20 protein-coding genes and 1 tRNA gene are annotated in these 17,654 nt (G+C 70.3%); 11 read left to right on the forward strand and 10 right to left on the reverse strand.

The genetic code is table 11. The features are described from left to right. Positions 1 to 13 precede the first annotated feature (13 nt). A complete protein-coding gene (locus O6P37_RS23550) occupies positions 14 to 838 on the forward strand; it encodes a crotonase/enoyl-CoA hydratase family protein (RefSeq protein ID WP_269896350.1) in 825 nt (274 codons plus the stop codon). Here O6P37_RS23550 and O6P37_RS23555 read toward each other — a convergent pair. Beyond that, positions 825 to 1,715: an NAD-dependent epimerase/dehydratase family protein gene (locus O6P37_RS23555; protein ID WP_269896351.1), complete on the reverse strand. Its 891-nt coding sequence runs from the start codon at positions 1,713 to 1,715 to the stop codon at positions 825 to 827. The genes O6P37_RS23550 and O6P37_RS23555 overlap by 14 nt on opposite strands. After that, positions 1,712 to 2,122, reverse strand: a complete 411-nt coding sequence (locus tag O6P37_RS23560) for a hypothetical protein (RefSeq protein WP_269896352.1) — start codon at positions 2,120 to 2,122, stop codon at positions 1,712 to 1,714. Before O6P37_RS23560 ends, O6P37_RS23555 begins: the two co-directional genes overlap by 4 nt. Before the next feature lie 47 nt (positions 2,123 to 2,169). On the opposite strand from O6P37_RS23560, the gene pdxR (O6P37_RS23565) reads away from it, so the two are divergent. After that, complete coding sequence (gene pdxR / locus O6P37_RS23565; RefSeq protein WP_269896353.1) at positions 2,170 to 3,558, forward strand: MocR-like pyridoxine biosynthesis transcription factor PdxR; 1,389 nt, start codon at positions 2,170 to 2,172, stop codon at positions 3,556 to 3,558. 14 nt (positions 3,559 to 3,572) lie between these two features. On the opposite strand, the gene O6P37_RS23570 is transcribed toward pdxR (O6P37_RS23565), so the two are convergent. Further along, positions 3,573 to 3,662, reverse strand: a tRNA-Ser gene (locus tag O6P37_RS23570). 19 nt (positions 3,663 to 3,681) lie between these two features. Next, positions 3,682 to 4,194, reverse strand: a complete 513-nt coding sequence (locus O6P37_RS23575; protein ID WP_269896354.1) for a MarR family winged helix-turn-helix transcriptional regulator — start codon at positions 4,192 to 4,194, stop codon at positions 3,682 to 3,684. Positions 4,195 to 4,259: 65 nt separating this feature from the next. On the opposite strand from O6P37_RS23575, the gene O6P37_RS23580 reads away from it, so the two are divergent. Then, positions 4,260 to 5,243 carry an NAD(P)H-quinone oxidoreductase gene (locus O6P37_RS23580; protein ID WP_269896355.1) on the forward strand — a complete coding sequence of 328 codons (984 nt, stop codon included), beginning with the start codon at positions 4,260 to 4,262 and terminating at the stop codon, positions 5,241 to 5,243. Between the two features lie 13 nt (positions 5,244 to 5,256). Here O6P37_RS23580 and O6P37_RS23585 read toward each other — a convergent pair whose 3' ends face one another. Further along, on the reverse strand, positions 5,257 to 6,453 hold the full coding sequence (locus O6P37_RS23585) for a cysteine desulfurase-like protein (RefSeq protein WP_264011543.1): 1,197 nt from the start codon (positions 6,451 to 6,453) through the stop codon (positions 5,257 to 5,259). Between the two features lie 301 nt (positions 6,454 to 6,754). Here O6P37_RS23585 and O6P37_RS23590 point away from each other — a divergent pair, with 301 nt between their 5' ends. The 5 genes from O6P37_RS23590 to O6P37_RS23610 are packed head-to-tail and all read left to right on the forward strand — an operon-like array spanning position 6,755 to position 10,217. Continuing rightward, complete coding sequence (locus tag O6P37_RS23590) at positions 6,755 to 7,255, forward strand: bacterial proteasome activator family protein (RefSeq protein WP_264011542.1); 501 nt, start codon at positions 6,755 to 6,757, stop codon at positions 7,253 to 7,255. Between the two features lie 3 nt (positions 7,256 to 7,258). After that, positions 7,259 to 8,077, forward strand: coding sequence for a galactan export ABC transporter ATP-binding subunit Wzt/RfbE (wzt, locus tag O6P37_RS23595; RefSeq protein ID WP_269896356.1), 819 nt, complete (start codon positions 7,259 to 7,261; stop codon positions 8,075 to 8,077). Next, positions 8,070 to 8,972, forward strand: coding sequence for a galactofuranosyltransferase GlfT1 (gene glfT1, locus O6P37_RS23600; RefSeq protein WP_269896357.1), 903 nt, complete (start codon positions 8,070 to 8,072; stop codon positions 8,970 to 8,972). The genes wzt and glfT1 overlap by 8 nt, the downstream gene beginning before the upstream one ends. Further along, positions 8,969 to 9,799, forward strand: a complete 831-nt coding sequence (gene wzm, locus O6P37_RS23605; RefSeq protein WP_269896358.1) for a galactan export ABC transporter permease subunit Wzm/RfbD — start codon at positions 8,969 to 8,971, stop codon at positions 9,797 to 9,799. Before glfT1 ends, wzm begins: the two co-directional genes overlap by 4 nt. A gap of 55 nt (positions 9,800 to 9,854) precedes the next feature. Continuing rightward, the gene (locus tag O6P37_RS23610) at positions 9,855 to 10,217 is read left to right on the forward strand and encodes a TFIIB-type zinc ribbon-containing protein (protein WP_372503681.1); all 363 of its coding nucleotides are present in this window, start codon (positions 9,855 to 9,857) and stop codon (positions 10,215 to 10,217) included. On the opposite strand, the gene O6P37_RS23615 is transcribed toward O6P37_RS23610, so the two are convergent. Both O6P37_RS23615 and O6P37_RS23620 read right to left on the reverse strand, forming a co-directional pair. Next, the gene (locus O6P37_RS23615; RefSeq protein WP_269896359.1) at positions 10,214 to 10,993 is read right to left on the reverse strand and encodes a phosphotransferase family protein; all 780 of its coding nucleotides are present in this window, start codon (positions 10,991 to 10,993) and stop codon (positions 10,214 to 10,216) included. The genes O6P37_RS23610 and O6P37_RS23615 overlap by 4 nt on opposite strands. A 13-nt stretch (positions 10,994 to 11,006) precedes the next feature. Continuing rightward, entirely contained in the window at positions 11,007 to 11,489 is a 483-nt protein-coding gene (locus O6P37_RS23620; protein WP_264011538.1) for a carboxymuconolactone decarboxylase family protein, read from the reverse strand. Positions 11,490 to 11,538: 49 nt separating this feature from the next. Between O6P37_RS23620 and pdxR (O6P37_RS23625) the strand changes: the two genes are divergently transcribed. After that, on the forward strand, positions 11,539 to 12,960 hold the full coding sequence (gene pdxR / locus O6P37_RS23625; protein ID WP_269896360.1) for a MocR-like pyridoxine biosynthesis transcription factor PdxR: 1,422 nt from the start codon (positions 11,539 to 11,541) through the stop codon (positions 12,958 to 12,960). 35 nt (positions 12,961 to 12,995) lie between these two features. Then, complete coding sequence (locus O6P37_RS23630) at positions 12,996 to 13,391, forward strand: GtrA family protein (protein ID WP_269896397.1); 396 nt, start codon at positions 12,996 to 12,998, stop codon at positions 13,389 to 13,391. On the opposite strand, the gene O6P37_RS23635 is transcribed toward O6P37_RS23630, so the two are convergent. The 3 genes from O6P37_RS23635 to O6P37_RS23645 are packed head-to-tail and all read right to left on the reverse strand — an operon-like array spanning position 13,388 to position 16,061. Further along, the gene (locus O6P37_RS23635) at positions 13,388 to 13,696 is read right to left on the reverse strand and encodes an ESX-1 secretion-associated protein (protein WP_264014902.1); all 309 of its coding nucleotides are present in this window, start codon (positions 13,694 to 13,696) and stop codon (positions 13,388 to 13,390) included. The genes O6P37_RS23630 and O6P37_RS23635 overlap by 4 nt on opposite strands. Beyond that, complete coding sequence (locus tag O6P37_RS23640) at positions 13,693 to 14,229, reverse strand: LppA family lipoprotein (protein WP_269896361.1); 537 nt, start codon at positions 14,227 to 14,229, stop codon at positions 13,693 to 13,695. The genes O6P37_RS23635 and O6P37_RS23640 overlap by 4 nt, the downstream gene beginning before the upstream one ends. Further along, entirely contained in the window at positions 14,226 to 16,061 is a 1,836-nt protein-coding gene (locus O6P37_RS23645; RefSeq protein WP_269896362.1) for an alpha/beta hydrolase, read from the reverse strand. Before O6P37_RS23645 ends, O6P37_RS23640 begins: the two co-directional genes overlap by 4 nt. 105 nt (positions 16,062 to 16,166) lie before the next feature. Here O6P37_RS23645 and O6P37_RS23650 point away from each other — a divergent pair, with 105 nt between their 5' ends. Beyond that, the gene (locus tag O6P37_RS23650) at positions 16,167 to 17,537 is read left to right on the forward strand and encodes an FAD-binding oxidoreductase (protein ID WP_269896363.1); all 1,371 of its coding nucleotides are present in this window, start codon (positions 16,167 to 16,169) and stop codon (positions 17,535 to 17,537) included. The last annotated feature ends 117 nt before the right edge of the window (positions 17,538 to 17,654 follow it).

A 17,654-nucleotide genomic window follows, 5' to 3' on the forward strand; every position in this document is an offset into this window, starting at 1 on the left:
TAGCCTGCACGGCATGGGTGAAACATACGAGTCGGTCACCGTCGACGTCGACGACCATGTCGCGCGGGTGACGCTGATCGGCCCCGGCAAGGGCAACGCGATGGGACCGGCCTTCTGGGCCGAGCTCCCCGAGGTGTTCACCGCGCTGGACGCCGACCCCGACGTGCGCGCCATCGTGCTGACGGGCTCGGGCCGGAACTTCAGCTACGGCCTCGACCTGGCCGCCATGGGCGACACGCTGACGCCGATGCTCGCCGACGGCGCGCTGGCCAGGGCCCGCACCGACTTCCACACCCGCCTGAAGAGGATGCAGCAGTCGATCACCGCGGTCGCCGACTGCCGGACGCCGACCATCGCCTCGGTGCACGGCTGGTGCATCGGCGGCGGCGTCGACCTCATCAGCGCCGTCGACATCCGCTACGCCAGCGCCGACGCGAAGTTCTCGGTGCGCGAGGTCAAGCTGGCCATCGTCGCCGACGTCGGCAGCCTGGCGCGGCTGCCACTGATCCTGTCCGACGGGCACCTGCGCGAACTGGCTCTGACGGGCAAGGACATCGATGCACAGCGCGCGGCGCGCATCGGACTGGTCAACGACGTGTACGACGACGCCGACGCCGCGCTGGCCGCCGCACACGCCACCGCCGCCGAGATCGCGGCCAACCCGCCGCTGGTGGTCCAGGGCGTCAAGGACGTGCTCGACGAGCAGCGCACCGCGCAGGTCGCGGCGAGCCTGCGCTACGTGGCGGCGTGGAACGCGGCGTTCCTGCCGAGCAAGGACCTCACCGAGGGCATCACCGCGCTGTTCGCCAAGCGGCCACCGGAGTTCACCGGGGAATAGGCGCGAAGCCGAGCTCGGCCTTGGCCTTCGCGTTGGACAGCGGCAGCCAGGTGTTGCCGAACGCCGTCGCCGGATAGGACGACACGAGGCCGACGACTTTCGAGGAAATCGGCCACGGCTTCGGCCTGCCGAGTCTCGCGTTGAGTTCGCGGATGTAGTCGCCGAAGGACTGCGGCCGGTCGTCGACGACGTTGTAGATCTGGCCCGGCCTGCCCTTCTCGACCGCGTCGGCGGTCGCGCGGGCGACGTCGTCGATGTGCACCCAGGACAGGATCCCATCGCCTGTCAGCGCGGGCACGGCCCAGAACCTGGCGAGCTTCCGGAACAGTTCGTCGTGGGTGACGCCCGGGCCGTAGAACACGCCGTAGCGCAACACGATTCCGTCGGCGGAGAGCACCGTCTGCTCCATCGCGCGCAGCGCGCCGAGGAAGCCGGCGCCGTTCGGTGGCGGCGGTCCGGGATAGGGGTCGGACTCGTCCATCAGCGGCGGCCCGGCCGGTGGATAGCCGTAGGCGAAGATCACCGACTCGGCCACCACCCGGGGGACGCCCGCCCGTTTCGCGGCGGCCACCAGATTCGGCGCGCCGATGCTCCACAGCTTGGTCGCGGGCTCGAAGTCCCTGGCCCGCAACGGCCCGTACTTCGGCAGCGTGGTGAGCAGGCTGACCACCGCCTCGGGGGCGATGTCGGCGATCACCGCATCCACCTCCGCGGTGTCGAAGACGTCGGCCACCACGGGATCCGCTCCCGTGGCGGCGATCTGCGCGGTCCTGTCGGCCGACCGGGTCATGCCGAACACGTCGTGACCGCGCGCGCGTAGTTCGCGCAGCAGCGGCAGGCCGGGCACACTCGTCGCGCCGGCGACCAGGACCCTCATGACCGCCGCTGCGCAGTGATGCTGCGGCGCAACGCGATCGCCAGGATGGCCGTGGTGATCACCAGGCCGGCGGCCTCCAGCCAGCCGACCCAGTCGCCGGCGCCGTGGTGCGGGTCGACGAGGTGGCTGACCGCGTGCAGAGCCCAGTGCAGCGCAGCGAACGCCAGCGCGGGCACCCGCCATGACGGCCATCGCGCGGCGCCCAGCATCATCAGACCGAGCGGCAGTTCGAACGAGGCGTTGTCGAAGATGTAGTGGTCGTTGCGCACGCCGAAGTTGCCGAGTGTGTCGAAGAAGGCTCCCGGTGCGACCAGCATGAACAGGCCGACGAGCACCGAGTACCCCCCGAACACGACCAGCACCACCTCGGCGTAGCGCGACGGGGCACGGACAGTCGCGGTGGTCATGACGATCACGCTATCCCGCGGGTGGCTCCGTACTAGGCTCCACTTCCATGCCGGTTTCGGGTACCATTTTGGGGCCGGAGCTGCTGGTGCACGTGGATCGCGGCCGCCCCGTTCCGCTGCACCGCCAGCTCGCCGACGGCCTGCGCGACGCGATCCGTGCCGGCCGGCTGGCCGAGGGCACCCGGCTCCCGTCGAGCCGGGTGCTCGCCGCCGACCTCGGCGTGTCCCGACGGCTGGTAGTGGAGGCCTACGACCAGCTCACCGCCGAGGGATTCCTGCTCAGCAGACAGGGATCCGGGACGCGGGTGGCGGCCGTCGACGGCGCCCGCGCGCCGGCCGAGCGGCATCGGGTCGACCCGCCGCCCCGCTACGACGTCGACTTCCGCCCCGGCACACCTGATCTCGGCAGCTTCCCGCGGGACGCCTGGCTGCGCGCGCTGCGCCTCGGGCTCGCCCGCACCCCTTCGGAGGCACTCGGATACGTCGCACCGCAGGGTGTGCCCGCCACGCGCACCGCGCTGGCGGACTATTTGCGGCGCACCCGCGGCGTGCAGGCCGACCCACAGCACATCGTGCTCACGTCCGGCGTCACACAGGCCGTGGCCCTGCTCGCCCGGGTGCTCGCCGACCGGCCCTTCGCGACGGAGGACCCCGGGTTCTGGCTGCACCGGATGGTGCTGCAGCACAACGGGATCGAACCCGTCGCCGCCCCGGTCGACGAGCACGGCCTCGACGTGGCGACACTGGCCGCCTGCGGCGCTCACGTGGTGCTGGCCACCCCGGCGCACCATTCGCCGACCGGCGTGGTGCTCACCGCGGCGCGGCGGACCGCCCTGCTGGACTGGGCGCGGGCCGGCCACCTGGTGGTCGAGGACGACTACGACGCCGAATACCGGTACGACCGTGCGCCGGTCGGGGCCCTGCAGGGGATGGCGCCCGACCGGGTGGTGTACGTGGGGTCGACGAGCAAGACGCTCGCCCCGGGCCTGCGGATCGGCTGGATGGTGCTGCCCACCGACCTCGTCGGTCCCGTCACCGTCGCCAAGGGGCTGGCCGACACCGGCAGCCCGGTGATGGACCAGATCGCACTGGCCGAACTGCTCACCTCGGGCGGCTACGACCGGCATCTGCGCCAGATGCGCCGCAGGTACGTGTCGCGGCGAAATGCGTTGTTGCGCGCGCTCGGTCGTGATCTGCCCGAGGCCACCGTGCTCGGCGCCGCGGCGGGCCTGCACCTGACGGTGCTGCTGCCCGCGGGCGTCGCGATCGACGACGTGGTGCGACGGGCGGGCGCGATGCGGGTGCGAGTGGAGGCACTCGCGCCCTGCTACCACGACCCCGCGGCCGCACCGCCCGGCCTGATCCTGGGCTACGCCAACCTCACCGAGACCCAGATCAGCGAGGGCGTGCAGACACTGGCACGGGCGGTGCGCTGACCCGCGGCGCAGCGTGGCGGTGGCGGAGGGATTTGAACCCCCGGACGGTGTTAGCCGTCTCTCGCTTTCAAGGCGAGTGCATTAGGCCGCTCTGCCACGCCACCGCGCAACAGGATACGGGCTCTACGCGCGCCCGAACTTCGCGGGCGGCGCGCTGGTCTGCAGCCCCACGCTGATCCGACGGCAGTTCTCCCCCATCGCCGCGACCTGCGGACGCGACAGCCGGCCCAGGAAGTGGGCGCGGACGTCGTCGCCGTAGGTGATCATCGCCTTGCGGACGTGGTCGCGGCCGTCGTCGGTGATGGCCGCCAGCACCCCGCGCCCGTCGTCGGGACTCGCCCGGCGCTGCACCAGCCCCGCCGTCTCCAGTCGCCGGATCTGCCGGGTGACCCGGCTCGGCAACGACATCAATCCGTCGGCCAGGTCGCCCATCCGGGCGGACCCGGTGGGTGACTTGTCCAGTATGTCCAGCAGCCTGACGTCGTTGAGCGTCAGGTGATGGGCTTCGACGAGCGACCGGTTCAGGGTCGCGTACATCCGAAGCGCGGAATCCAGAAACATTTGCCATGACCGCTGTTCAGCGATGTCAAGACCAGGCATATCACTTGCTGTTCGCCCCGCAATCATCCCCTCCATGGCGTCATGGTAGGACTTCGCCGTGATGATCGGAGCCGAACTGCACGCGTAGTAGGGTTGCGCTGATGCGTGCCATTGTCGCTTCTGCGCCGGACCGCCTGACCTGGGACGACGTCCCCGATGTCACACCTGGACCCGGTGAGATCACCATCAGGGTCGTCGCCGCCGGAGTGAACCGGGCGGATCTGCTGCAGGCCGCGGGCAAGTATCCGCCACCGCCCGGCGCGAGCGAGGTCATCGGCCTCGAGGTGTCCGGCACCGTCGCCGCGACCGGCGACGGCGTGACCCAGTGGAGCGTCGGCCAGCCGGTCTGCGCGTTGCTCGCCGGCGGCGGCTACGCGGAGTTCGTCGCGGTGCCTGCGGCCCAGGTGCTTCCCGTGCCCGACGCGGTCGACCTGCACCTTGCGGCCGCACTGCCCGAGGTGGCGTGCACGGTGTGGTCCAACCTGGTGATGACGGCCGGCCTGCAGCCCGGCCAGGTGGTGCTCGTCCACGGCGGCGCCAGCGGCGTCGGCACCCACGCCATCCAGGTGGCACTCGCACTGAGCTGCCGGGTGGCGGTGACCGCGGGATCGACCAACAAGCTGGACCTGTGCCAGGAACTCGGTGCGGACATCCTGATCAACTACCGCGAACAGGACTTCGTCGAGCGGGTGCGCGCGGAGACCGACGGCGCGGGCGCGGACGTGATCCTCGACATCATGGGCGCCTCCTACCTGGACCGCAACGTCGACGCACTCGCCGTCGGCGGCCGGGTGGTGATCATCGGCATGCAGGGCGGCCTGAAGGGCGAACTCAACGTCGGCAAGCTGATCGGCAAGCGGGCCGGCGTGATCGGCACGGCGCTGCGGGCCCGGCCGGTGGACGGGCCGGGCGGCAAGGGCGAGATCGTGGCGGCCGTCCGCACCGAGGTGTGGCCGATGATCGCCGACGGCCGGGTGCGCCCGATCGTCGGTGCGGAGTTCCCCGTCCAGGAGGCGCAGGCCGCCCACGAACTGCTCGACTCCGGCGATGTGTCCGGAAAAGTGCTTCTGCGCGTAGCGGACTGAACGTCCCGGGGGCTCAGCCCAGCGATGCCAGCGCGCGCACCAGCTGGTCGACCTCCGCGGTCGTGCTGTAATGCGCGAGCCCGATCGTCACGGCGCCGCCGATGTCGTTGACGCCGATCACGTCGAGCACCCGGGAATTGGCGTTGGCGATGGCCAGCACCCCGTTGTCGGCCAGACGCTGCACCACCCGTTCGGCGGGCACGTCGCGCACCGCGAAGCTGAGCACCGGGATGCGCACCTCGGGCCGGCCGATCACCATCACCAGGGGCAGCGACCGCAGCGAGACCAGCAGGTAGTCGAACAGCCTGTTCAGGTAGGACGTCGCCGACTGCATTGACAGCGACAGTCTTTCGCGCCGGGATCCGCTGGCCGACTCGTCGAGCGACGCCAGGTATTCGACGCTGGCCACCACCCCGGCGAGCATGCCGAACTGGTGCGTGCCCATCTCGAGCCTCGCCGCCCCGGTGGCGTAGGGATTCAGCGACACCGAACTGAACGAGTCGATGGTCGAGGGGTCGCGGAACACCAGTGCGCCGATCGGCGGCCCGCCCCACGCCAGGGCGTTCACCGCCACGACGTCGGCCTCGATCTCCTCGATGTCGATCAGCCGGTAGGGCGCGGCGGCCGAATGATCCACCACCACGAGCCCGCCGACCTCGTGTACCAGCTTGGTCACCGCCCGCAGATCGGTGACGGTGCCCAGAGTCGACGAACCGGAGGCGATCGCGACCAGCCGGGTGGGCCGGCTGATCAGCCCCTCCCACTGCCAGGCAGGCAGCTCCCCGGTCTCGATGTCGACCTCGGCCCACTTCACCTTGGCGCCGTAGCGGTTGGCGGCACGCAGCCACGGTGCGATGTTCGCCTCGTCGTCGAGGCGGGTGACCACCACCTCGTAGCCGAGTCCGACCCGGGCCGACGACGCGTCGGCCAGGGACGACAACAGCAGCGCACGGTCGGCGCCCAGCACCACCCCGCGCGGATCGGCGTTGACGAGGTCCGCGATCGCCTGCCGGGCTGCATCCAGGACGGCGGCGCTGCGGCGGGCGGACGGGTGCGGGCCGACGGTGGTGGAGATGGATCCGCGGAAGGCGGTGGACACCGTCGTTGCCACCGAGTCCGGCAGCAGCATCCCGTGCTGGGCGTCGAAGTGCACCCAGCCGTCGCCCAGAGACGGGTGCAGACCACGCACCCGGGCGACGTCGTATGCCATGCCAGCCACCTTAAAGGGTCCGTGATTCCCGACAACCGGCTCGAAGCCGGTGGACGCACGGCCGTCGCCTGCCGATGCCTGACGACATCCCCGAGGCGCGCCTGGGCCGGACGCCTGGGCCGTAATACTAATGCAGGGAGCTCGCGGATCGGAGTGCTAATCGCGCGGTTGTTGCTGGTGGCCCGGACACGCAGGTCGGGACGGGCCCGTCCCCGGCAATGGGGCTGCGGGGACGCGGACTACTGTCGCAGGCGACGACCAGGGTCAGCGTGAGACAGGGAATACAGGGAACCTCAGGGACATGACTATGAGCTCCGACGACGACAACATCGAGATCATCGGTGGTCCGGACGGCGACTCCGGCGACAACGACAGGTCACTGACAGACCTGGTGGAGCAGCCGGCGAAGGTGATGCGCATCGGCACGATGATCAAGCAGCTGCTCGAGGAGGTGCGTGCGGCGCCGCTCGACGACGCCAGCCGTAACCGGCTGCGCGACATCCACCAGACCAGCATCCGCGAACTCGAGGAGGGCCTGGCGCCGGAGCTGCGCGACGAACTCGACCGGCTCACGCTGCCGTTCCAGGAGGGCACGCCGTCCGACGCCGAGCTGCGCATCGCGCAGGCACAGCTGGTGGGCTGGCTGGAGGGGCTGTTCCACGGCATCCAGACCGCGTTGTTCGCCCAGCAGATGGCCGCCCGTCAGCAGCTCGAGCAGATGCGTCAGGGTGCGCTGCCGCCGGGCATCGCGGCGCCGGGGCAGCGCGGACCGTCGCACCCCGGGACCGGGCAGTACCTCTAGGCGGTGACCGGTATCTCCGAGCCGCGCATCGAGACGCGCAACGCGTGGGTGGAGTTCCCCATCTTCGACGCGAAGTCGCGCTCACTGAAGAAGGCTTTCCTGGGCAAGGCCGGCGGGACGATCGGCCGGAACTCGTCGAACGTCGTGGTGATCGAGGCGCTGCGGGACATCACGATGTCACTGGAGCACGGCGACCGCGTCGGCCTGGTCGGCCACAACGGGGCGGGCAAGTCGACGTTGTTGCGGCTGCTGTCGGGGATCTACGAACCCACCCGCGGCTCGACCACCGTCACCGGCCGGGTGGCGCCGGTGTTCGACCTCGGCGTCGGCATGGACCCGGAGATCTCCGGATACGAGAACATCATCATCCGCGGCCTGTTCCTCGGCCAGACCCGCAAGCAGATGATGGCCAAGGTCGACGAGATCGCCGAGTTCACCGAGCTCGGCGAGTACCTGTCGATGCCGCTGCGCACCTACTCCACCGGCATGCGGGTGCGGCTCGCGATGGGCGTCGTCACCAGCATCGACCCGGAGATCCTGCTGCTCGATGAGGGCATCGGCGCGGTGGACGCCGATTTCCTGCGCAAGGCGCAGACCAGGCTGGCGGCCCTGGTGGAGCGCTCGGGGATCCTGGTGTTCGCCAGCCACTCCAACGAGTTCCTGGCCCGGCTGTGCAAGACCGCGATGTGGGTCGACCACGGCACGATCAAGATGACCGGCGGCATCGAGGACGTGGTGCGCGCCTACGAGGGTGAGGACGCCGCGCGGCACGTGCGCGAGGTGCTCGAGGAGGAGCGCGCACGCGAGGACGCACGTGACTGAAGCTGTCGTCGCGGTGGTGGTCACCCACCGGCGCCCGGAACCGCTGGCCCGGTCACTCAAGGCGCTGGCCTCCCAGAGCCGCCCGCCGGACCACCTGATCGTCGTCGACAACGACTTCTCCGCCTCGGACACCCGCGTGCGCGATCTGGTGACCGGCCAACCGGTGCCCTCGACCTACCTCGGCTCACGCCGAAACCTCGGCGGCGCAGGGGGATTCGCGCTCGGCATGCTGCACGCACTGGCGCTGGGCGCCGACTGGGTGTGGCTGGCCGACGACGACGGCAGGCCTGCGGACGCCGACGTGCTGGCCACCCTGATGGCCTGCGCCGCCCGGCATTCGCTCGGCGAGGTGTCGCCGATGGTGTGCGACATCGACGACCCGTCGCGACTGGCCTTCCCGCTGCGCCGCGGGCTGGTGTGGCGGCGGCGGGTGGACGAACTGCGCGTTGACGGCAGCGGCGACCTGCTCGAGGGCATCGCGTCGCTGTTCAACGGGGCGCTGCTGTCCGCGGCCACCGTGGAGGCGGTCGGGGTTCCGGACCTGCGGCTGTTCGTCCGGGGCGACGAGGTGGAGGTGCACCGCAGGCTGGTTCGCTCCGGCATCCGGTTCGGCACCTGCCTGGACACCAGCTATCTGCACCCGTGTGGCAGCGACGAGTTCAAACCCATCCTCGGCGGTCGCATGCACACCCAGTACCCCGACGACGACACCAAACGGTTCTTCACCTACCGCAACCGCGGCTACCTGCTGTCGCAACCGGGCCTGCGCAAGCTGCAGGTGCAGGAGTGGGTGCGGTTCGGCTGGTTCTTCCTGGTGTCGAAGCGCGATCCGGCGGGCCTGCGCGAGTGGGTGCGGCTGCGCCGGATGGGTCGACGCGAAAGGTTCTCTCGATGACGTTCACCGACGCGGCGGCCCAGTCGCGGACCTTCGGCAGGGCGTGGGGCGATCTGGCCGGCGGCTTCGGCAAGCGCGAGCTGTGGCTGCAGCTCGGCTGGCAGGACATCAAGCAGCGGTACCGCCGGTCGGTGCTGGGCCCGTTCTGGATCACGATCGCAACCGGCGCCACCGCCGTCGCGATGGGACTGCTGTACTCGAAGCTGTTCAAGCTCGAACTGGCCGAGCACCTGCCCTACGTCACGATGGGGCTGATCGTCTGGAACCTCATCAACGCCGCGATCATCGAGGGATCCGAGGTCTTCATCGCCAACGAAGGTCTGATCAAACAGCTGCCGACCCCGCTGTCGGTGCACGTGTACCGGCTGGTGTGGCGACAGCTCATCCTGTTCGGCCACAACATGATCATCTTCGTGATCATCGCCATGATCTACCCGAAGCCGTGGCACTGGACGGACCTCGCGGTCATCCCGGCGCTGTTCCTCATCATGCTCAACTGCATCTGGGTGTCGCTGTGCTTCGGCATCCTGGCCACCCGCTACCGCGACATCGGCCCGCTGCTCGCCTCGTTGGTGCAGCTGCTGTTCTTCATGACGCCGATCATCTGGAACGAAGCGACGCTGCAGCAACAGGGTGCGGGAAACTACGCCCGCCTCGTCGAGCTGAACCCGCTGCTGCACTACCTGGACATCGTGCGCGCGCCGCTGCTGGGCGCCGACCAGGAGCTGCGGCACTGGCTGGTGGTGATCGTGCTGACCGTCATCGGCTGGATCATGGCGGCGTTCGCCATGCGGCAGTACCGCGCGCGGGTGCCGTACTGGGTCTAGGGTCGGCCGTTTCGCCGGACAGGCACTTCTGCGGCGGTTCGGCCGTTGACGACATATGAGCATTCCGCCATATGAACCGCCGCCGTCCGCGTCGTCGCCCGGTGCCGGTACCCAGCTGCTGTGCCCGAAGTGCGCGGGGGTCATGAAGACCTACGAGCGCAACGGCATCCACCTCGAGCAGTGCGACACCTGCCGGGGCATCTTCCTGGACTTCGGCGAGCTCGAGTCGCTGACCCAGCTGGAGAACCGGTTCGTTGCGCCGCCGCCACCGCCCCAGCAGCAGGGCTACGGCCAGGGGTATGCGCAGGGCTACGGCCAGAGCCATGGACACGGCTACGACCAGGGGCCGGGCTGGGGGCACCGCGGCAACAAGCGCTACCGCAAGCAGGGCTTCGGCGGGCTGTTCTTCTCCAGCTAGCGCGCCGTCATCCGGGCGCAGGCCGCCATCAGCAGGTCGTCGTCGGGGTGGTTGGCGGCGGCGTGCACCACGGCCGCCCGGGCGAACGGTTCGAGCACCGGCCACGGATCGGCAGGCGCCGCGGGTAGTGCGACGCCGCCGGCGTCCCGGTAGGCGTCGAGGAACACCGCCCAATCCTCATCCGGGATCAGCCCGGCCGCCCAGAACCCGGCCGGCCGCGCGAGGTCCCACGCGGGGTCGCCGACGCCGAGGTCGTCGATGTCGATGAGCAGCCACGGCGAGTCCGGCGTGCGACGGCCGAGCTGGCCGAGGTGCCAGTCGCCGTGCACCAGCACCGCGGGCCGGTTCGCGCTGCCGGCTCGCCACACCGCCTCGGGCAGCGCCGCCGCCGCCGCGTACACGACGCCGCCGCCGAGCAGCCGCGCCCGATCCACCGACCGGCGCAACCGGGCCGGCCAGCCGTGCGGCAGCCGCCGCTCCGGCCCCTGCGGGGACTCGGCGTGCAGCGTTGCCAGCACTCGTGCGGCGGCCTCCCACGGCAGTCGATCCGGTTCCTGCGCAACGATTTCCACCAGTGGCCAGCGCGTGCGCCAGCGGTCGCCGACGGGGTCCGGGTGATCGCGCAGCGGAGCGAGCAGACAACCCGGCCCGGACGCGGCGAGCCGGGCTGTGATGCGGAGGCGGACGGTCAACGCCCTCGGGTCCGTCCCGGCCCGGTGCAGCTTGTGCACGACGTCGCCGACGACGTCGATCTGCGCACCGGACCGGGTCAGCACCCGTCCACCGTAATCAGCGACGCGGCAGCGGGTTCGGCGCGGCGAGATTGATCCGGTTCCACGCGTTGATGGTCACCGCCATCGCGATCACCTGCGCCAGCTCGCGCTCGGTGAACACCTCGGCAGCGCGGTCGTACACCTCGTCGGGAACCTGCCCGCGGTTGGCCACCTCGGTGACGGCCTCGGCCAGCGCCAGAGCGGCCCGCTCGCGCTCGTCGAACAGGTCACCGGCCTCCTCCCAGGCGGCGATCAGCGCCAGCCGCTGCTCGGTCTCGCCCAGCTTGCGGGCGTCGTGGACGTGCATGTCGAGGCAGAACGCGCAGCGGTTGATCTGCGACGCGCGGATCTTCACCAGTTCGCCGATGATCGGTTCGACGTCCCTGGCCGAGGCGTTCGACAGCTGCATCATCGCCTCGTAGAGCTCGGGTGCGGCCTTGAACATCTTGATGCGGTTCGGCTTGTGGTCGATGGTCCGGGTGTCGAGTGTCTGTGTCATGGGGCCAACGCTAGTGCGGAAAAGCCCATCCGCATGGTTCAATCCGAGCATGACTTCGTGGGCCAATTCCGGGTCGCGCGATCTTCATCTCGACCTGCGCGCCGTGCGCCCCGGCACCCGCGGCGTGCGTGACCAACTGATCGGCGCGTTGCGCGACGCCGTGCGGTCCGGCCGGCTGGCCGCAGGCACCATGCTGCCCCCGTCGCGCACTCTGGCCGCGGACCTCGGGCTGGCCCGCAACACCGTCGCGGAGGCCTACGCGGAACTCACCGCCGAGGGCTGGCTGGCCTCCCGGCAGGGCGCAGGCACCTGGGTGGTCACCACGAACGCGGGCCGCCTGCCCACCCGGCCGCGCGGGACCCCCGGTGCGCCCCGGCACAACCTGCTGCCCGGCTCGCCCGACGTCGGCCAGTTCCCGCGGTCGGCGTGGCTGGCGTCGGCGCGCCGTGCCCTGACGGCAGCACCGACCGAGGCGCTGCGGATGGGCGACGCCCGCGGCAGGCCCGAACTGCGCGAGGCACTCGCCGACTACCTGGCCCGCGTGCGCGGGGTCCGCGCCTCTGCGGAGACGATCGTCGTCACCGCGGGCGTGCGGCACGGCGTCGAACTGCTCACCCGGGTGTTCTCCCGCGCATCGCCGGGGAGGCCGATCGCCGTGGAGGCCTACGGCCTCTTCATTTTTCGCGAGGCCATCGAGGCGCTCGGCGGGCACACCGTGCCGATCGGCCTCGACGACGACGGCGCCCGCGTCGCCGAACTCGACGACATCGACACCCCCGCGGTGCTGCTCACCGCGGCCCACCACAATCCGCACGGCATGCCGCTGCACCCGGCCCGACGCACCGCCGTCGTCGACTGGGCGCAGCGCACCGGCGGTTACCTGGTCGAGGACGACTACGACGGGGAGTTCCGCTACGACCGCCAGCCCGTCGGCGCGGTGCACAGCCTCGGCCCCGACCGCGTCGTCTACCTCGGCTCGGCCAGCAAGAGCCTGTCTCCGGCGCTGCGGCTGGGCTGGATGGCGCTGCCCGACGACCTCGTCGAGCCGGTGCTCGACGCCGCGGGCGGCGAACAGTTCTACGTCGACGCCATCGCGCAGCTCACCATGGCCGACTTCATCACCAGCGGCCGCTACGACCGGCACATCCGTCGGATGCGGCTGCACTACCGCCGGCGCCGCGACACGCTGGTGGAGCGGCTCGCCGGGTTCGACGTCGGCATCCGCGGGATGTCGGCCGGGATCAACCTCCTGCTCACCCTGCCCGACGGCACCGAACACGAGGTGCTGCGCCGGGCCGGCGAAGCGGGCGTCGGGGTGTCCGGCCTGACCCGGATGCGGCATCCGCAGGCCGGCTCCAACGTGCCCGAACCGGACGGCATCATCATCGGCTTCGGCACCCCGGCCGACCACGCGTTCCCGGCCGCGGTGGACGCGCTGTGCGGCGTCCTCACCGCGACGCTGCGGCCGTAGTCACCCCGTAAGCTGCCCGGGTGGCCGAACCCCCGATGCCGGCAGGCATGTCGCTGCGCACCCAGGTCTGGCGCTTCCTCGTCACCGGCGGGCTGTCCGCGGTGGTGGACTTCGGCCTCTACGTGCTGCTGCTGGAACTCGATCTGCACGTCAACGTCGCCAAGACGCTGAGCTTCATCGCGGGCACCACGACGGCGTACCTGATCAACCGGCGCTGGACGTTCCAGGCGCCGCGCAGCCGGGCGAGGTTCCTCGCGGTGTGCGCGCTGTACGCCACCACCTACGTCGCGCAGGTCGGCATCAACTACGCGTTCTTCATGCTCTGGGAGGACAAGGCGTGGCGGGTGCCGGTCGCGTTCGTCATCGCCCAGGGCACCGCGACGGTGATCAACTTCGTGGTGCAGCGGACGGTGATCTTCCGACTGCGTTAGTCCGTTCCGCCGACCGTGCTGTCCAGCGCCTCGCCGCCCTCGCGGTCCTGCTGGTCATAGACGTCGGCCGCCGCGCGCAACTTGTCACTGAGGCCGTTGAGGTCGGTGCGCAGCCGCTCGGCCTGCTCCTCCAGGATGCCGACGAACCTCGAGAATCCCGGCGTGCCCGCCTGTTTCCACGCCGCCGTCTGACCCGAGATGCTGTCGGCCACTCCGGAGCGGCTCGACGACGCCTCCTGCGCCACGACGGCCATCTGGTCGGCCGAGCGGCGCACCTCGGCGGTGTCCACCTCGATCTCACTCACGGCGCACCCCCGCCGGCCTTCCGGCGGCAGCCGATGTAGCCCTTGATCAAGGAGGCCTCCTTCGATCCGATGCGCAGCGTGCGACCGTCCTCGCTGCTGATCTGCACGTCGTGGTTGCGCGACGAATCGACCATCGGCGAGACCTCGGTCAGGCCGGCCTCGGCCGCCACCCGCCGCACCGCGGGCAGCACCTGTGCCCACTGGGCGTCGTCGAAGGAGATGTCGGAGATCAGGTTGCGGGTGCTCAACGACAACCCCTTCTCCCCGGTGCCCTCCTGCGTGCAGTCGGTGGCGGACTCGGTGCGGTTCCATGTCCACGGCGCGCTCGCGGGCACCAGCCGGACCACCTCGTTCTTCACCCGCTCCATCAGGTCGAGCATCTGCGCCCTGGTCTCGTCGATGTCGGGGAGATCGTCGAGACTTGTCACCGGAACCTCCTCAGTCGCCGTGGGGGATGTGCCGCCACCGTCATCGCCGCCGCCGCAGCCCGCCAGGAACAGCGCCAACAGCACGGCCGAGAGTCGCCTCGTCATCGCACCAACCTGTCGTCTCCGTTGTCGAGTGGGACGTCCGCCAAACCGCCTCCGATGATCGCGAGGTTGTACGCAGGCGTGCGCAATTGTGGCAGCTCGTAACCCCGCACCTCCACCGATCGTGGGTAATCAGAGTGGGTGACCGCGCCCGGCCGGGGCACGCCGTCGTGGGTGACGGTGGCGTCCGAGGACAGCTGTTCCAGCGGAAGTGTCAGCGGGTTGGGACCGAATGCGCCGAGGTCACCGGCCGACGGGTACGGGATCACTCCCCAGAGCTTCGGATCACCGGAGATCGGATCACCGGGCGCCGACATCACGTACGCGTGGCCGTCGGTGAGGAAGAGGTCCGACTCGTCGCCGATCGGCACCGGCGCCTGATACGGCACGTTGCCGTGGTACTCCGTCATGACCTCGTCGGTGAAGCCGAGGCCCGGCGACCCGTAGAAGGCGGCGTTGTCGACGACACCGGTCTCGCCGAGCTCGTTGAGCGCCTGCGCCGTGGTCAGCGACCCGTACGAATGGCCGAAGGCCGACAGGTTCACCTCCGAGCCGTGCTCGTTGGTGGCATTGATGCCGCGGTAGAACTCGGCGAGGTCGGGCGCCGCCTCGTTGGCGCGGCGGTCGAAACCCGCCTCCACGATCGAGATGTCGTCGGCCTGCGGCGGTTCGTAGCCCAGCCAGGCGATGGTCGCCACCTCCTCGCCCCTCACCTGGGCGAGGTCCAGTTGTGCTCCGATCTCGGTGTGCAGCGCCTGGGCTTCGCCGACCATCCCGGGCATGCTGTCGAGCGTCGTGCCGACCCCGGGGGCCGTCACCGTGACGTGTTCGGCGGTGTCGGGATTGCCGACGGCGACCGCGGCCAGCGGTTCACGGCCCTCCGGGAAGTCCAGCAGCATCAGGTATTTCGGCGGTTCACCCTCGGTCTTCTGCGCCAGTGAATCCTTCAGGCCCCGCAGCTCGGCCAGGCGGCCCTCCTTCTGGGCCCGCATGTCGTCGTACTTGCGCTCCTGCAGATAGCCGCCGGGACCGAGGCCGCCGTTCTCGCGCAGCCACTGGTCGCGGGGCGGCAGGCTGTCGACCTCGCGCTGCGCCTCGGCGATCTCGGCGTCGAGCTGGGCGACGTTGACCTCACTGCGCACCTCCACCGGCACCCCGTCCCGATCGCCGACCCACTCCGGGTGTTCGGCCTTGACCCTGTTCTGCTCGTCGGTCGACAACGCGTCCCACCACGCCTTGACGTCCTGCGGCGTGGCGCCCTCGCCCTCCGGCGGCGAGGGCGCCGACAGCCCGGAGTTGTCGCGGCCCTGCTGCTGCGCGCCTGCGAAGTCGGTCGCGCCGCCCGCGGTGATGTCGCCCTCGGACAGGTTCGTGAACACCTCCGCGCAGTCGGCGTCGATGTCCTGCGCCTGGTGGATGAGCGCCTTGGCGCGGGCTTCCAGCGCCTCGGCGATCGGCGCGAGTTCCTCGCGGGTGTCCGGGGAGCCGTGCACGGTGACGTCGCCGTTGTCGGCGAGCGTCAGCATCCCGCCCTGCGCCGCGACCGCGGCACGGACCTCCTCCAACTGCGACTTCAGTGTCGCCACCGCGGCGCTGGTCTCCTCGGCCAACTGCGCCACGGCGCCGATCACCGCCGCGTCGTCGAGCACCTTGCCCTTGCTCTCGCCGATCTTGCCCCGCGCCGCCTCGGCGGCGGGCGAATCCCAGCCGGGCAGGCGGGAGATCAGGTCGAGGTCGGTCGCCACGCCCTCGACCGTCTTGAGTTCGCCGGCGAGTTCTGTGGCGATGGAGTTGAGCGCACCGACGTTCCACGAGTCGATGTCGCTCAGCAGCATGCCAGGGCTCCCCACCTCGGTCATCGAGGTTACCGGCGCCGCCAGCGGGGTCGGCGCACCAATTCCCTGGCGGCGCCGCGCAGCGCGGGCGGTACCCTCGTCACGATGTCTGGGACGACTGGTGTGACGAGCAGAAGGCTGATGGGCTGGGCCCGTACGGCACCCTCCGTGGCCCGCGTGCTGTCCACCCCGGAGCCCGACGAGATCGCCAAGGCGGTGGTCGAGGCCGGTGAGCGCGGCGTGATCGCCCGCGGCCTGGGCCGCTCCTACGGCGACAACGCGCAGAACGGCGGCGGCCTCGTCGTCGACATGAATGCGCTCAACCGCATCCACTCCATGGACTCCGACACCCACATCGTCGACGTCGACGGCGGGGTGAACCTCGACCAGCTGATGCGTGCCGCACTGCCGCTCGGGCTGTGGGTGCCGGTGCTGCCAGGCACCCGGCAGGTCACCATCGGCGGCGCGATCGCCTGTGACATCCACGGCAAGAACCACCACAGCGCGGGCAGCTTCGGCAACCACGTCCGCTCGATGGACCTGCTCCTGGCGAGCGGCGAGATCCGCACCATCACCCCGGACGGCGCGGACGCCGACCTGTTCTGGGCGACCGTCGGCGGGAACGGTCTCACCGGCATCATCCTGCGCGCCAGGATCGCGATGACGCCCACCGAGACGGCCTATTTCATCGCCGACGGCGACGTCACCGCCGGCCTCGACGAGACCGTCGCCTTCCACAGCGACGGCAGTGAGAACAACTACACCTACTCCAGCGCATGGTTCGACGCGATCAGCGCGCCGCCGAAGCTGGGCCGTGCCGCCATCTCCCGCGGCTCGCTGGCGCGCCTGGACCAGCTGCCGGAGAAACTGAAGAAGAATCCGCTGAAATTCGATGCGCCGCAACTGCTCACGTTCCCGGACGTGTTTCCCAACGGGCTGGCGAACAAGTGGACGTTCGGGCCGATCGGCGAGCTGTGGTACCGGAAATCGGGCACCTACCGCGGCAAGGTGCAGAACCTGACGCAGTTCTACCACCCGCTCGACATGTTCGGTGAGTGGAACAGGGCTTACGGCTCAGCGGGTTTCGGTCAGTACCAGTTCGTGGTGCCCACCGAGGCCGTCGACGAGTTCAAGGCGATCATCGTCGACATCCAGCGCTCCGGGCACTACTCGTTCCTCAACGTGTTCAAGCTCTTCGGCCCGGGCAATCAGGCCCCGCTGAGCTTCCCGATCCCCGGCTGGAACGTCTGCGTCGACTTCCCGATCAAGGCCGGACTCAACGAGTTCCTCAACGGCCTCGACAAGCGGGTGCTCGAATTCGGCGGCCGGCTCTACACGGCCAAGGACAACCGCACCACCGCGGAGATGTTCCACGCCATGTACCCGCGGATCGACGAGTGGATCGCGGTGCGCCGCAGCGTCGATCCCGACGGCGTGTTCGCCTCCGACATGGCGCGCCGCCTCGAACTGCTCTAGCTCGCGGCACCGGCGCCCCCGGGGGTGGCGCGGACGGAAATCGGGGCCCGCAGAGGCGGCACTGTACCCTCTTGACTGGCTTGTTCCGACCGATGACCCACCCTGACGCTGGGAGCT

Origin of the sequence: Mycobacterium hippophais (assembly GCF_027529605.1) — a bacterium.
GTDB lineage: Bacteria > Actinomycetota > Actinomycetes > Mycobacteriales > Mycobacteriaceae > Mycobacterium > Mycobacterium arseniciresistens.

What these genes read in the sequence shown, in the direction of transcription:
- O6P37_RS23550 (WP_269896350.1), top strand. Translation starts at nt 14, where the DNA reads ATGGGTGAAACATACGAGTCGGTCACCGTCGACGTCGACGACCATGTC.
- O6P37_RS23555 (WP_269896351.1), bottom strand. Translation starts at nt 1,715, where the DNA reads ATGAGGGTCCTGGTCGCCGGCGCGACGAGTGTGCCCGGCCTGCCGCTG.
- O6P37_RS23560 (WP_269896352.1), bottom strand. Translation starts at nt 2,122, where the DNA reads ATGACCACCGCGACTGTCCGTGCCCCGTCGCGCTACGCCGAGGTGGTG.
- pdxR (WP_269896353.1), top strand. Translation starts at nt 2,170, where the DNA reads ATGCCGGTTTCGGGTACCATTTTGGGGCCGGAGCTGCTGGTGCACGTG.
- O6P37_RS23575 (WP_269896354.1), bottom strand. Translation starts at nt 4,194, where the DNA reads ATGGAGGGGATGATTGCGGGGCGAACAGCAAGTGATATGCCTGGTCTT.
- O6P37_RS23580 (WP_269896355.1), top strand. Translation starts at nt 4,260, where the DNA reads ATGCGTGCCATTGTCGCTTCTGCGCCGGACCGCCTGACCTGGGACGAC.
- O6P37_RS23585 (WP_264011543.1), bottom strand. Translation starts at nt 6,453, where the DNA reads ATGGCATACGACGTCGCCCGGGTGCGTGGTCTGCACCCGTCTCTGGGC.
- O6P37_RS23590 (WP_264011542.1), top strand. Translation starts at nt 6,755, where the DNA reads ATGACTATGAGCTCCGACGACGACAACATCGAGATCATCGGTGGTCCG.
- wzm (WP_269896358.1), top strand. Translation starts at nt 8,969, where the DNA reads ATGACGTTCACCGACGCGGCGGCCCAGTCGCGGACCTTCGGCAGGGCG.
- O6P37_RS23610 (WP_372503681.1), top strand. Translation starts at nt 9,855, where the DNA reads ATGAGCATTCCGCCATATGAACCGCCGCCGTCCGCGTCGTCGCCCGGT.
- O6P37_RS23620 (WP_264011538.1), bottom strand. Translation starts at nt 11,489, where the DNA reads ATGACACAGACACTCGACACCCGGACCATCGACCACAAGCCGAACCGC.
- pdxR (WP_269896360.1), top strand. Translation starts at nt 11,539, where the DNA reads ATGACTTCGTGGGCCAATTCCGGGTCGCGCGATCTTCATCTCGACCTG.
- O6P37_RS23630 (WP_269896397.1), top strand. Translation starts at nt 12,996, where the DNA reads ATGCCGGCAGGCATGTCGCTGCGCACCCAGGTCTGGCGCTTCCTCGTC.
- O6P37_RS23640 (WP_269896361.1), bottom strand. Translation starts at nt 14,229, where the DNA reads ATGACGAGGCGACTCTCGGCCGTGCTGTTGGCGCTGTTCCTGGCGGGC.
- O6P37_RS23645 (WP_269896362.1), bottom strand. Translation starts at nt 16,061, where the DNA reads ATGCTGCTGAGCGACATCGACTCGTGGAACGTCGGTGCGCTCAACTCC.
- O6P37_RS23650 (WP_269896363.1), top strand. Translation starts at nt 16,167, where the DNA reads ATGTCTGGGACGACTGGTGTGACGAGCAGAAGGCTGATGGGCTGGGCC.